Origin of the sequence: Sphingomonas sp. CFBP 13603, from assembly GCF_014892665.1 — a bacterium.
In the GTDB taxonomy this organism is placed as follows: Bacteria; Pseudomonadota; Alphaproteobacteria; order Sphingomonadales; family Sphingomonadaceae; genus Sphingomonas.
In genome coordinates, this window is record NZ_JADBIA010000014.1 from 22971 (window position 1) to 36932 (window position 13962).

General features: G+C 64.2%; 11 protein-coding genes and 2 pseudogenes. 11 read left to right on the forward strand and 2 right to left on the reverse strand.

Annotated features, from left to right (window positions below):
- Position 1: 1 nt before the first annotated feature.
- Positions 2 to 148: pseudogene (locus IFR23_RS20345) on the reverse strand (IS5/IS1182 family transposase); the annotation flags it as partial.
- Between the two features lie 564 nt (positions 149 to 712).
- A complete protein-coding gene (locus IFR23_RS17475; RefSeq protein ID WP_192976979.1) occupies positions 713 to 1744 on the reverse strand; it encodes a diguanylate cyclase in 1032 nt (343 codons plus the stop codon).
- Positions 1745 to 2198: 454 nt separating this feature from the next.
- Between IFR23_RS17475 and IFR23_RS17480 the strand changes: the two genes are divergently transcribed.
- The 11 genes and pseudogenes from IFR23_RS17480 (at position 2199) to IFR23_RS17530 (ending at position 13928) form a co-directional block, all read left to right on the forward strand.
- Positions 2199 to 3398: a GGDEF domain-containing protein gene (locus IFR23_RS17480; protein ID WP_192976980.1), complete on the forward strand. Its 1200-nt coding sequence runs from the start codon at positions 2199 to 2201 to the stop codon at positions 3396 to 3398.
- A gap of 155 nt (positions 3399 to 3553) precedes the next feature.
- Positions 3554 to 3960 (forward strand): annotated as a pseudogene (locus tag IFR23_RS17485) (EAL domain-containing protein).
- Between the two features lie 734 nt (positions 3961 to 4694).
- Positions 4695 to 5873: an inositol-3-phosphate synthase gene (locus IFR23_RS17490; protein ID WP_192976981.1), complete on the forward strand. Its 1179-nt coding sequence runs from the start codon at positions 4695 to 4697 to the stop codon at positions 5871 to 5873.
- Positions 5870 to 6763, forward strand: coding sequence for a hypothetical protein (locus tag IFR23_RS17495; protein WP_192239303.1), 894 nt, complete (start codon positions 5870 to 5872; stop codon positions 6761 to 6763). The genes IFR23_RS17490 and IFR23_RS17495 overlap by 4 nt, the downstream gene beginning before the upstream one ends.
- A complete protein-coding gene (locus IFR23_RS17500; RefSeq protein WP_192976982.1) occupies positions 6760 to 7869 on the forward strand; it encodes a methyltransferase domain-containing protein in 1110 nt (369 codons plus the stop codon). The genes IFR23_RS17495 and IFR23_RS17500 overlap by 4 nt, the downstream gene beginning before the upstream one ends.
- Positions 7870 to 7871: 2 nt before the next feature.
- A complete protein-coding gene (locus tag IFR23_RS17505; RefSeq protein ID WP_192239301.1) occupies positions 7872 to 8867 on the forward strand; it encodes a Gfo/Idh/MocA family protein in 996 nt (331 codons plus the stop codon).
- The gene (locus IFR23_RS17510) at positions 8858 to 9673 is read left to right on the forward strand and encodes a hypothetical protein (RefSeq protein WP_192239300.1); all 816 of its coding nucleotides are present in this window, start codon (positions 8858 to 8860) and stop codon (positions 9671 to 9673) included. The genes IFR23_RS17505 and IFR23_RS17510 overlap by 10 nt, the downstream gene beginning before the upstream one ends.
- Positions 9670 to 11190 carry a YcaO-like family protein gene (locus IFR23_RS17515; RefSeq protein WP_192239299.1) on the forward strand — a complete coding sequence of 507 codons (1521 nt, stop codon included), beginning with the start codon at positions 9670 to 9672 and terminating at the stop codon, positions 11188 to 11190. The genes IFR23_RS17510 and IFR23_RS17515 overlap by 4 nt, the downstream gene beginning before the upstream one ends.
- Positions 11187 to 12017 (forward strand): sugar phosphate isomerase/epimerase family protein, encoded by an 831-nt coding sequence (locus IFR23_RS17520; RefSeq protein ID WP_192239298.1) that lies wholly within the window; start codon positions 11187 to 11189, stop codon positions 12015 to 12017. The genes IFR23_RS17515 and IFR23_RS17520 overlap by 4 nt, the downstream gene beginning before the upstream one ends.
- A complete protein-coding gene (locus IFR23_RS17525; protein WP_192976983.1) occupies positions 12017 to 13225 on the forward strand; it encodes a glycosyltransferase family 4 protein in 1209 nt (402 codons plus the stop codon). The genes IFR23_RS17520 and IFR23_RS17525 overlap by 1 nt, the downstream gene beginning before the upstream one ends.
- Before the next feature lie 7 nt (positions 13226 to 13232).
- The gene (locus IFR23_RS17530; protein WP_192976984.1) at positions 13233 to 13928 is read left to right on the forward strand and encodes a PIG-L deacetylase family protein; all 696 of its coding nucleotides are present in this window, start codon (positions 13233 to 13235) and stop codon (positions 13926 to 13928) included.
- The last annotated feature ends 34 nt before the right edge of the window (positions 13929 to 13962 follow it).

Consider the following 13962-nt stretch of genomic DNA (forward strand, 5'->3'; position numbering starts at 1 on the left):
GCTAGAAGATAAGGCTGGCGGCGAGGACGATGGCGCCGGAGAAGCCCGTTGGGCATCGGTCGTAGCGAGTAGCGACGCGGCGCCAGTCTTCAGGCAACCGAAATTTCTCGGTGCGGCTGCGGCCCCTGTACTGGCGCTTGTCGTATCTGACCGGTTCGCTCTGATTGAACGTGTTGGGGAGCCAGGAACATAACTACACCATAATTGGTGGATCGGGTATCCTTGGCGGGTTCCCGGCATCGCCGCGAACAGGACTGGCGTACGTCTGGTTCTTCGGAAGGTCCCGAGCTGGATCGTGTTCAGGTCCACGAAGTCGCGAAACCCGCGCTGGCCGACTGCATCGACCCAGCGATGCCCGTCGACCAGCACCAGCACGCGATTGCCGCGGCCTTCCGCGCCGCCAAGATATCGCAGGTTGATCGAGTTGGCGCCGTAGAAGGACCAACATTGTCGAGGCTCAGGTCCACGGGCTAATCGTATTTTGAAAGCATATGATCAGGTACCCGAGCCCCGCCCCGGGGGTAACCCAAAGGACTGCGACAGCTGGACCCAGTAGCGGACGCTCATGAGGCTTTCGTCTTCGCCAACTTCGCCCACTCATTCATCTTCATGCTGGCGCACTAAACGACCGGATAAGAAACAACATTCACGCGTTGCCTCCATGAGGTCCAGCAGGTTCAGCATGCGTGTACTCTTTGGGCTGTACCGCCGGCTAGGCTGACGCGCCCAGCACTAGACCGGTCGATACTCGGTTTCGACCGTTGCTCTTGGCTTGGTACAACGCGCGATCGGCCGAGGCGATAAGGGCGTGGGGCATGTTTGAAGACCCGCCTTCTCGCCAAAGAACGGTCGCTGCTCCGACGCTGATCGTCAGTATCCCATCGGCCGTCGGGGGCCGCCTGTGAGGAAGCTGCAGACGATGCACCGCGTCGCACGCCAATCCCGCCATTTCCACCGCCTCCGCGGCGCCGGAGCGGTGCAGGATGACTGCCAGTTCTTCGCCGCCATACCTCGCTACGACATCGCCCACCGCAAGAGGCAGCCCGAGAAGCGCTGTTGATATCGCAAGGAGGCAGTCGTCCCCAGTCTGATGTCCGTAGGCGTCATTGAACTCCTTGAAGAAGTCCACGTCGATCAGCAGTAGCGACATCTGACTTCGCGATGCCCTCACCTTTGACCATGCGTCCACAAGTGCGATATCGAAGGCACGGCGATTGGCAAGGCCGGTCAAACCGTCCTTCATCGCCATGAAGGTCAGGGCATCCTGCAACGCCTTGCGCTCAGTGACGTCCCGTATCACGACGGCCCGCTCACCGAGGTCAGCCGAACCGGGTTCGCCAATGGGACGGGAGGTGATCTCGGCCCACACGATCGTTCCGTCTTGATGCCTGACGCGAACGGTGACGATCGCGCTTCTGATGAGTCCGGCGCGAAGTTGCGAGGTCGCAGCCCCGATAATTGGCACGTCCTCGTCCACGACGAAATCGGTGACTGCACGGCCAATCGCGCACTCTATCGGCCATCCCAAGATCCTCGTTACGGACGGAGAGACGTAGCGAAACCTCATGTCCGGCCCGACCGTTGCGAACACGTCGCCGCAATGCTCGCTCAGCAGTCTCAAATTGCGAAGCTCATGATTTGCGTCGTCGTGGATGTCGGTTTCCGATCGGAAGGCTGAAGTTCTTTCGAAGGACGGTCTTGTCCCCCGCACTAATCCCATCCACATCGAAACGCCATCGACCACGGGCGGCGATGGGTCCGTCGAGGAAGGTACGTGGAACGACGACACAATTCCAGCCACTTAGGCCTACTGACAATGCTATTCGGAAACGGGCATCCCTTAGGCTCCCATCGCGGAGCAGTATTACGCTCCGCAGTATCGTTCGACCTCATCCAACCGGAGCGGGAGTGCTCTGCTGGGCAAATGGATAGTTAGTTTCTGCCGTTCTTCTTCGTTGAAACGAGCGGCCTTCTTTAACAGGTCACGGATGGCTGCGCGACCGGCGAGCCGTTGCCCCAATTGTGGACGCTCAGCGCCCATTTCGCGCTCCCCGGCTTCCGCCGTTCATTCATCTTGGCTTTCAAACATTGATGTACGGGTCCGCAGCATACCAGCACCGATCCAGATTGACCAAAATTTAACCTCAGAATGGCATTCAACAGGGGAGCTCCCGGGGGGAGGCTCAGGAGTAACGTTGATGCTGCAGAGTGATGGCATACTGCCACGTTGGGCTGTCACGCGTTGGTTGGTCGAGTGCGCTGGTGTGGTACCGCCTGAAATCCGCCCCTCCCTGGTTCAAGGATTATACGGATCCCTCCCGATCTTCCTGGGCGGTGTGTTCAACACTATCCTCGTCTCATCGATCGTGGCCATGCGGATTCCCACACCAGCGTTCCTCCTCTGGGCGGCGCTAGAAATTGGACTCGCCGCATTGCGGCTGCCGCTGCTCGTCAAAGGGTCACGCGCCGCGACGAGCGGCAAGAGGGCGCATATTGATCTCTACATTTTTGCGGCGATGTGCTGGGCAGCGTCGGTAGGCTATGGTTGCTTCATCACTGTTTTGAGCGGGGATTGGTTAGCTGCCACTCTTGTGGTGCTGTCCGCAGCGGCCATGACCGGGGGCGTGGCGTTTCGTAACTTTTCGGCTCCAAGGCTCGTGATGGTCATGATAATGCTGAGCCTTGGACCGTGCGCCGTCGCTGGTGTCCTATCCGGCCAACTGATCATGCTCGCAACCGCGCTGCAGATACCCATGTATATCTACGCAATGACGTGTGCCGCCTATCGGCTGAATGCAATGCTCGTTCAGACCATGCGATCAGAGCGTGAGAACGGACGTCGCGCGCGGCAGGACACGCTGACCGGCCTGCTGAACCGTGCGGGTCTCGAAGACGTCGTCGCCCATCGTTCAGACTGCGCCAATAGCGGGACCACGCTCTTTTATATTGACCTCGACGGCTTCAAGGCAATCAATGACACGCTCGGCCACGCGGCCGGCGATCAATTGCTGGTTGAGGTTAGCCGGTTAATGAGACAAGTAACGCCAGCGATCGACGCCGTCGCCCGAATTGGAGGCGACGAATTTATCATTCTCGCGGATCAGATGGATCCTTCTACCGCTTGTCAAACCGCGCAGCGCTTCATCGACACATTGTCCGGTACATCGTTCCTGTTGGGTGGCACCACCGTTACAGTCGCCGCGAGCGTTGGAATTTCCATAAGATCGGATACGTTGTTCGACCTCTCGACGTTGATGCTAGAGGCTGACAAAGCCCTGTACGATGCAAAACTGCAGGGGCGTTCCCGCGCTGTACTCGCTACAGGCGCGGCGCCGAGCCTGTATCTCGCCAGTGATCGAGGCTCGGGCATTAAATCTGGTATGTCTGCGGCTCGCTAAATTAGAGCTTCGCACTCTGCCTACTGTAGTTGCCCCGGTATTGGCCGTTTAATTTACTGATCGCACCTCTAAAATCCAGACGCTCACCCGTCCGCTGGCAAGAAGCGACATCGGGGTTCGGAATTTCCATCTCTGCATGAACCGATCGCCCTTGGATATTTTGGAAAGATTGTTGCAGCCTAAATCGGCCACCAGGCGACGCATGCCGAAGTTTTAGAGATGCAGGTGTCTGCCTTGCTATCGATGACTTCGGTACCGGTTATAGCAGTCTGGCCTTCCTGCAACGTCTGCCAGCACAGATCGTAAAGATTGATCAGACGTTCATACGAGACCTGACCATCGCGGAAGGCCCAGACTTCGAACTTGCGGAAACGATGATCAGCTTGGCTATCGCGTGGTCGCAGAGGGCGTGGAAACTGCAGAGGCGGCAGCCATTCTCAAAGAGCTTGGCTGCGAAGAAGCTCAAGGCTTCTGGTTTGCGCGACCGATGGAAGCAGACCGGTTTGCCACCTGGCTGTCAGAACGCCGGAAATCTGCTCGACCTGTGCTGTGCGCCGCCTAACGGTATGGACCGCTGCCGCTAGCGAAGGTGTGGCGACACCCGCCATCGGCGCTTGGATCAAGGGCACCGAGAGTTCGAACCGATTAATGAGAGACATACCTACGCCGGATCAGGTTGCGAACGATTGTCCGCTTATGACTACGCCAGCGCATTAAGTGAATGGCGCCAAATGGACGGACGGGGATCGTCTGCCCTTCAACCGCTACGACCCAGTAGCGGACGTTCGCGGGCTCCTTCGGCCCACCCAACTTCGGCCGTTTGTTCATGTAGTCATATCATTGCCGACGTGGCCGCATGAGTGGTGAGAATTGGGACGAAGCCGTCTTTTGGAGAGACGGCCGCGACTGTCGGGCTTCTGATGAACAGCCATTCGCAAACTTCAAAAATCGGGTTTACTAAGCCCACATGTAAACGCTCACGCTTTCTGTCGGTGTTCTGATCGCGCTATTTGTCGTCGGGGTCTCGCCGCGCACTAAGCAGGGATGCCCGAATTGGGAGGGAAAACGGACCTTCCGCTATTGGAAAGGCAGGTGGCGCTAAGGCGGCCTATCGGAGGAGTGATACTGGTCTTGGCGTCATGACGAGATGGCGTGACTGCCGGGATGGCGTCATCATACCGCAAAAACGGCAACATATGTAATTCGCAGAGCACTTTAGCTTAAATTACAGCAGACATCGATGGACTTTGTTTATCGGTTGGCTAGCTCCGCCCTCTGTTTTGAGAGGACGTAGTTATGGGCGAACGGGTCGGGATCGCAGTGATCGGACTGAATGGCGCGGTGGCCACCACCGCGGCCGCTGGGATCGCGATGATCCGTGCGGGGTCAAACGACCTGTCGGGCCTGCCGCTCGCCAGCCGCGACGTCGAGGGCATGGCGGCATACCGCGACCTTCATTTCGGCGGCTGGGATCTCAGCCATGACGATCTCGCGACCGCCGCGCTGAAGCACGGCGTGCTGACCGAGAGCGAGCTCGCCAACGGGGCGTCCAGCCTGTCGGACATGCGGCCATGGCCCGCGGTTGGGTCGACCGATTTCTGTGCGAATATCGACGGCGCCAATAAGATCGCTGCGCCCGGCCACCGCGCCGCGGTCCAGCACATCCAGGACGACCTAGCTCGGTTCAAGACCGAGCAAAATCTGGACCGGGTGGTGATGATCAATCTCGCCTCGACGGAGCGCAAAGCCGATCTCGGTGCGGACGCGCTGACCAGCGTCGAAGGCTTCGAACGCGGCCTCGACGACGACGACGCGGCGATCAGCCCGGCAATGCTCTATGCCTATGCCGCAATCGCCAGCGACACGCCCTATGCCAATTTCACCCCGTCGGTCGCCGCCGACGTTGCGCCGCTTGCTGAGCTCGCCCGCCAGCGCGGCGTACCGGTCGCCGGCAAGGACGGCAAGACCGGGCAGACGTTGCTGAAGACGGTGATCGCGCCTGCGCTGCGTGATCGTGCGCTGCATGTCGACGGCTGGTTCTCGACCAACATCCTCGGCAATTCGGATGGTCTGGCGCTCGACGATCCCAAGAGCCTCGCCTCCAAGGTCGACACCAAGAAGTCGGTGCTGGACCAGATCCTCGGCTATCCGGTCGAGGATCACATCATCATGATCCATTACTACAAGCCGCGTGGCGACAACAAGGAAGCGTGGGACAACATCGACCTGACCGGCTTCCTCGGCCAGAAGATGCAGTTGAAGCTGAACTTCCTGTGCAAGGATTCGGTGCTCGCAGCGCCGCTCGCGATTGAGATCGCACGCTGCCTGGCACTGGCGCAGACGCGCGGCGAAGGCGGCGTGCAGGACCAGATGGGGATATTCTTCAAGATGCCGCAGACCGCCGATGGCGGCGAGCCCACCCACGCGTTCGGCGAGCAGCAGTTGATCCTCGACACCTGGCTCGACCGCCGGTGACGCTCGATGCGGCGCATCTACCGCTGTTGCGCGAGCTCGGCGACCTGAAGCGGATCCGGTCGGCGGAGCGCGACGGGTCGATCGCCGAGCGATTGTTTGCGCGCGGCTGGGCGGCGCTGGCGGCGGGCGAGGCGCCGGCCGAGGTGATGCGTCGTACGGTCGCCGCTGCGCTTGCTGCGGCACGACTGGGTGACCTCGACCGCGCCACGCTGGCCGAGCTTGGTCTGACCGATGCGGAAGCGTGCGCTGTGCTCGAACGTGGGTTTGACGATGTAGCGGTGTTGATCGACCCGGCGCTCGCCGCTGACCTTCGGGGAGCACTGCCGGAGGGTGCGCCGACGGCCGGGCCAATGCCACGGTTCGTCACGCAGCTTGCAACACAACCGCGTGCGGGCGTCACCTGTCCGGGTCGGCCGCGGCTGTTGCTGCAGCCGCCGGAGAACCATGCCGAGCATTGCCTGATCGTCGCAGTGTACGGCGTACTCGCGGCGCCCGGTTACGGCGCGAATCCGGCGGAGGTGTTCCTTGCGTCGATGGCGCATCATTTCCACAATGCGGCGATGCCCGACGCGGGGTTTACCGGCGAAGTGCTGCTCGGCGATCTGCTCGCCCGCGTGATCGACGCAGCGCGCGAACAGGCGATGGCGATGCTCGACCCGGCAGTCGCGGCGCAGGTTCGCGCGGCTATCGCGCCGATCGCCGGCGACACGACGCCGGCGGCGCGCGCGTTCCACGCCGCCGACGTGCTCGACCGCGTGCTGGAGATCGAACAGCATCTGCGCGCCGCCTCGGCGACGATGGACGCAGTGCTGCACACCTACGAACTGGTCCATGCCGGCCCGGTCAAGACGTTCCACGACCGCGTTCTGGCGGACGTCGGCCTGCTGTGAACTATCGCTCGCCCGTTACCGGACGGCCGCTCGTCGCGGATACGTCGCATTCGCTGGCCGCACCCGGCGAGCGCTGGCCGGTGGTCGATGGCATCCCGTATCTGCGGACCGACAGCGAGGGGCTGGTCGCGGTAGCACTCGACCATCTCGACGCAGGCTGCCCGGACGATGCGCTGGTTGCGTTGCTGACCGATCAGGACGCGTGGTGGACCGGCCCCGCGACCGATCTCGGCGAGCTGAAGCAGCTGGTCTGCGAGCGTGATACGCTGACGTTGCGCGCGGCGATGGGGCTGTTGCGAATGGGGCCGGTGGCGGATTACTTCGCACATCGCTGGAGCGACCCGACGTACCTCGCCGGGCTCGCGCTGGTCGAGGCGCACTGGTGCAAACCGGGTACCGGGTTCGAGCTTGCGTGCGGCATTGGTCACTATCTGCGCGAGCTGACAGCGCGGGGCGTCGCGTGCGTCGGCGCAGACGTCGTGTTCTCGAAATGCTGGCTCGCAAAATACTGGGTCGCGCCAGCCGCGGAGTATGTCGTGTTTGACGCGGCCGCTCTGTGGCCAGTGGAAACGCAGAAGTTTGACTTCGTCGCATGTCACGATGCCTTCTACTTCCTGCCCGACCAGCCGCGGATCGCCGGGCTATTGCGTGAAGCCATCGCACCCGGTGGCGTGCTTGCGGTAAGCCATCTTCACAACGCCGCCGTCTCTGGCGGGGCAATGGGACCGGCACGCTCTTCATCCGAATGGGCAGCGCTGTTTCCAGATGCCGTCGTGTATGACGAACGCGAGTTGCGGCGGGCGTTGCTTACGACGGATGCGCCTGCAGCGACCGCGTGGTTCGACGATCCGGAGATCGAGGCGTGGTCAATCGTCGAGACTGACCGCGTCGAGGCGAACGGTGGCGCTGCGCGTGCGCTTACCGGCGGACTGGCGATGCCGGCCGCCGATGCGGTCCTGCAACCGAACCCGTTGCTTGATCGCGGCACCCCGCGCTGGCCCTCCGATCGCTACCGCTCGGAATATGGCGCAGCTGCAACATGGATGTCGGATACCGGTGATGCGGCGCGGAACCGTCGTATCCTCGATCTGCCGGCGCGGTGGTGAGCATGCGCTGGGGCATCGTCGGCTTCGGCTGGGTCGCACGCGACTATATGGCGCCCGGCATCGCCGCGGCGGGCGGGACGCTGGTCGCGATCGCCGACCCCTCGCCGATGGCGCAGGCCAGCGCGATGTCGGGCGGAATTCTTGCCTATGATACCGCCGAGGCGATGCTGGCCGATGCCGCGCTCGACTGCATCTACGTCGCCACGCCCAACAATCTTCACGCCGACCCGGTCCGCGCGGCCGTTGCAGCGGGCGTGCCGGTGCTGTGCGAAAAGCCGATCGCCGCGACGCTGGACGATGCCGAGACGATCGGTGCGGCGGTTACGGGACATCTCTACGGTACTGCGTTCGACCAGCGTCACCACCCTGCTCACCGCGCGATGGCGCAGGCGATCCGCGACGGGACGATCGGCCGACCGATCGCGGTACGGATCGTCTATGCCTGCTGGGTCGACCCGAGCTGGTCGCCGTCCAGCGAAGGCAGCGGCTGCAATTGGCGCGCCGATCCGGTAGCGGCGGGCGGCGGCGCGGTCATCGACCTCGCCCTCCACGGCCTCGATCTCGCCGCGATGTTGGTCGACGAACCGCTCGCGCGCCTGCACATCGACCTGCAGCGGCGCATCCACGACTATCCGGTCGACGATGGCGGCATCCTTTCGGGTCGCACCGCAGGCGGCATCCTGGTTCAGAGCCATGTCGCGTATAACTGCCCCGAAGTGCTGCCCCGTCGCCGGCTTGAGATCCTTGGCGAGGACGGCCTGCTCGTCGCGACCGACACGATGGGCCAGACCGAGGGCGGCACCGTGATCCGGCGTTGCGCACGGACCGGGAATGAGACCGCCCTGCCCTTCGACGCCGCGCTGTCGCCCTTCGCCGCGCAGGCTGCCGCGTTCGCCGCCGCCGTCCGCGGCGAAGCGCATGATTTCTCGATTCACAGGGACCTGTCGCTGATGCGCCTATTCGACGCCGCCTATACCGAGGCGCGATCATGCCTCTGAGCTGGTACGCCTGCGCGCATTGCGGTTTCTGGCAGCGCCATTTCGCGCCCGCCGATTGCCCGGTGTGCAACGATACGCGCAACGACCTGCCCGAGGACGGCTGGTGCTTCCTCCCCGAACAGGAGGTCGCCGCAAGCCATGACGGCAGTTGGCGACAGGTTGCCGGCGATCTCTGGGCGTTCAGCACGACCCCGCACCTCGGACTCGGGGGCACCGGCTGGCTGATCGTCCGCGAGGGTGGCAACATCGCCTTCGAAGCCGCGCCCTATTATTCGCCCGCGATGCTCGAACAGATCGCGCGGCTCGGCGGCATCCGCTATCTCGCCGCCAGTCACGCGCATGGCTATGGCGCGCTGTTCCAGCTCCAGCGCGACTGCAACCCGGAGATGCTCGCGATCCATAAGGACGACCTTGGCATGACCAAGGCGTTCCGCGTCACGACGCCGTATGACGACGTACTGGAGATCGCGCCGGGCTATACGCTGCATCACGTGGGCGGTCATTACGAGGGTCAGGCGGCGCTCCACGATGCGGTCGGCAAACGCCTGTTCTGCGGCGACATGTTCAAGATCGACCAGGACGCCGCGGGCGTCAGCCACGCGATCTCCAGCCACAAGGCGTTCCACAAGGACATCCCGTTGACGCATGGCGAGATCCGCCATTACCGCGCAGTGATCGCGCCGCTGGCGTTCGATGCCGTCCTGACCCCGTTCGAATATGCCCCCGAAGTCGGCCGCGACGTTGCCGTCGCCGTGCTCGACGAGGCGCTGGCCCGTGCCCCGGGCGTGAAGAGGATCCCGCTATGACCCGCACCATCACCGGCCTCCCCGAACAGTTGGACGCGGCCTGCCACCTGTATCTCGATGCGTTTCCCGCAGGCGACATCGTCGCGTTCCCGATCGACGGCATCGACCGCGTCGGCATCCCGGTTTGGGTCGTCGCGTTGTTCCCCAAAACCAACGACCTCGACGGCATCATGCCTTACGGCGTCGGCTATGGCGCGACCGACCAGACCGCGATCCTGGGCGCGTTGGGCGAGATTGCCGAGATGGTCTGGCCGACGCTGACCTTGTCCGCGCGCGGCAAGACGCATGGCAGCTATGCCGACCTCGTCCGCGAACGCGGCGAACGCGGGATCGCTGACCCGCTCACCTTGTGTCTTCCCGCAGGGTCCCCGGTTGGCCGCGAGACTCCGCTCGACTGGGTCGAGGCCCGGCGGTGGGCGGACGGCTCGAGCGTCCTCGTGCCGATCGACCTCGCCGCTTATTCCGCGAAGGAACTGGCCCCCGGCTACGTGCCGTTCACGACGATAATTTCCAACGGGATGGGCGCGGGGCCGGACCTCGACTGGGCGATCGGCCACGGATTGTGCGAGATCCTTCAGCGCGACGGCAACGGCTTGCTGTTCCGCGCTCTCGACCGCGGCGTCGCGATCGACCTCCCCGAAAGCCTGCCTGCCGAGATCGGCGACCTGATCAACCGGTTCGCCGCCGCCGCCGTCCGAGTGATCCCCAAGTTCGCGACAGACGAGTTCGGCCTCGCCAACGTCTATTGCGTTGGTGTCGATGCGCGTGAGCCCGCGGTGCCGATCATGGCGACCGCGTGCGGCGAAGCGGCGCATCCCGACGCGGTGCAGGCGCTGGCCAAGGCGATCGCCGAATACGCCGCCAGCCGCGCGCGCAAGGCGTTCGCGCATGGCCCGATGGCGCTTGCCGAGACGATCGCGCCGCGCGGCTATATCGATAGGTTCATGGCGCAGGCTGGCGGTGCCGCCAAATCGAGCGACAGCCGCGCGTTCTCGGAAATGCAGCGCTGGACCGATGTCGATGCAGCGACGCTCAGGGACTGGCTCGCCGACACGATGCTCGCCGAGCGCAGCCGCCGCGCTTTTGCCGACCTGCCCCGCGCGGACGTGCCCGATGCACGCGCGCGCGGGCGACTGGCGCGGGAAGCCGTCGAGGCGGCCGGCTTCGACATTCTCTACGTCGACATGTCCCCCGCGGATGCCAGCGTCGCGGTCGTCAAGGTGATCGTGCCGGGCATGGAGGTCGAGACGATGAGCTATTACCGGATCGGCGAGCGCAACATCGCCAAGCTGGTCGCGCTTGACAGCCCGCTGGTCAGCTTCGGCGGCGAGGAAAGCGCGACGCGCCGACCTGTCCGCCTCACAGAGGAAGCAGTCGCGCGGCTCGGCGGCCAGCCGTTCTTCGATACCGCCCTCGCGGACGATATCGTCGGCCCGCTCTATCCGCTCTACCGCGAACCCGAAGCGCATCACGTCGCCTGGTCCGAACACAGCCTCGAGACGGAGGCGGCACGATGACGCTGCGGTTCGCCTACAACACCAACGGCGCGGCCAACCACCGGCTCGACGACGCGCTGCACCTGATCGCGGACGCGGGCTATGACGGCGTCGCGCTCACGCTGGATCATCACCACCTCGATCCCTTCGCCGACGATTGGGCACGCGAGGCGGAACGCGTCGGCGCGCTGCTGCGGTCGCTCGGACTGGGGTCGGTGATCGAGACCGGCGCGCGCTATCTGCTCGACCCGCGCGACAAGCATGAACCGACGCTGGTCACGGCCGACCCCGAGGGCCGACAGCGCCGCGTCGCGTTCCTCGCTCGCGCGCTCGAAGTCGCGGCGATTCTGCATGCCGAGACCGCGTCGTTCTGGGCCGGCGTGCCGAAGCCCGGAGTAGCGCATGGTGATGCCCTCGACTGGCTCGACGCGGGCCTCGGCAAGGTCGTCGAGCATGCCGCCCGCACCGGCATTCCGGTCAGCCTGGAGCCCGAGCCTGGCATGTTGATCGAAACGGTTGCCGACTATTCATGGCTTGCGGAGCGCCATCCCGACCTGCGGCTCGCGCTCGACACCGGTCACTGCCTCGTCACGCAGGATATCGCCCCCGACGCCGCGGTGCGCGCCTATGCCGACCGTCTCGGCACCGTCGCGGTCGAGGACATGCGCCGCGGCGATCACACGCATCTCCCGTTCGGCCAGGGCGACATGGACATTCCCGCTATCCTCACCGCGCTGGAGTCGATCGGCTTCGACAAGCTGGTCTGCGTCGAACTGTCGCGGGAGAGCCCCCGCGCGCATCAAGCTATTCCGGAATCGATCGCCTATCTCCGCACGGCGCTGACCTGATGCGAATTTGTTTCGTCTCGCGCCGTTTCTTCCCGGCGATATCGGGCATGTCGATCTACGCGATCAACCTGTTGCGCCAGCTTGTCGGGGCGGGCCACGATGTGACGATGATCAGCCAATATTATGGCGATCCTGCGCGCGCCCGCGTTTACGGCGGCGGCCCCCCGCCACCGGTGCGGGGCGTGCGCGTCGTCGGCCTCGAAGCGCTGGGCGAACAGGATGACGGCAATTTCGAGCGCGATATCGACTCAATCGTCGAGGCCATCGCACGCGATCACGTCGTGAACCCGTTCGACATGCTCCACGCCCAATATGGCTATCCGACCGGCTGGGCGACGATGATCGCGGCCCGCCGTCTCGGCCTGCCCTGCGTCGTATCGATCCAGGGTGGTGACGGGCATTGGGTCGGCTCGTGCTGCGAAACACACCGGCTCGCGATGGTCCGCGTGCTCGATTATGCCGGCGCACTGCTGATCGGCGGCAACAGTTTCGCGGGCGAAGTTCACGACCGGCTCGGCACCGCGCTCGACCGGTTCACGATCGTTCCAGGCGCCGTCGATACCGACCGTTTCACGCCGGCATCGAGTGATGCGCCCGAAGGTCCGATCCGCCTGCTCTATCACGGTCGCGTCGACCGCCGCAAAGGCGTGCTCGACTTCCTCCACGCGCTGCCGGACGTGCGCGGTGAATGGCACGCGACCATCTCCGGCATCGGTCCCGACGTCGACCCCGCGCAGGCGCTCACGACCGAACTCGGGCTCACCGACCGCGTGACGTTCAGCGGCTATGCGGATTATGACGCGGTCCCCGAACTGTACCGCACGCACGACGTGTTCGTGTCGCCGACCTATGCCGAGGGGTTCTCTAACACCATCCTCGAAGCGATGGCGTGCGGCCTCGCGGTCGTCTCATGCCACGCCGTCGGCGTCGTTGACTGCGTCCGCGACCACGAGAACGGCATGCTGACCGATCCCGGCGACGTGCCCGCGCTGGCTGCCTCGCTGACCCGCGTCATCACCGATACGAGCCTCCGCACGCGGTTGGCGACTGCCGCGCTGGAGGAATGCCGCCGGGTGTATAGTTGGGATGCGGTCGGGCAGCAGATCCTCGGTATCTACCGCGACCTGCGTAACCAGCCGCAAGCCGCTTTCGACAGGGACCTGCCGGTGACGCCCTGCCGCTTCCGCAGCGAACCGCATCTGCTGTGAGCGATCGATGAAGTTGCTCGCGATATCGCCGCATCTGGACGATGCCGCCTTTTCCGCCGGCGGGTTGCTGGCGTCGCGCGTAGATCAGGGCTGGGACGTCACCGTCGCCACCTGCTTCACCGGCAACGTCGCGCAGCCGACCGGGTTCGCGCTCGCGTGCCAGCTCGACAAGGGCCTGGGCACCGACGTCGACTATATGGCGCTGCGCCGCGCCGAGGATCACGCAGCATGCGAAGCGCTTGGTGCGCACGCGATCCATCTGCCGTTTCTGGAGGCGCCGCACCGCGGGTACACATCGGCAAAGATGCTGTTCGCGGCACGGCTGCCCGACGACGGGATCGTCGACGATGTAGCGGCGGCGCTGGCTGAGCTTCTCGTGGCGGAACGGCCGGATCTCCTCCTCGGGCCATTGTGCCTCGGCAACCATGTCGACCATTACGTCGTTCTGGAGGCGATCCGGCGATCCTGTGCCGATCACACCGTGTTGCTATGGGAAGACTGGCCTTATGCCGATCGCGAAGACCGCGTTGCCGCCATGCCCGCGGTGATCGAACACCTAACGCCAAAGACACGCGCGCGGCGGATCGCCGCCTGTGCCGCGTACACGTCGCAACTCGGCTTCCAGTTCGGTGGAGTCGAAGCAATGACCGAGCGGACCGAACGGATCGCCGAGGAACGTTTCTACCCCCTCCAAGCGTTCTGATCGACCGGCCACCGCCGCCGCGCGTCCCCAATTC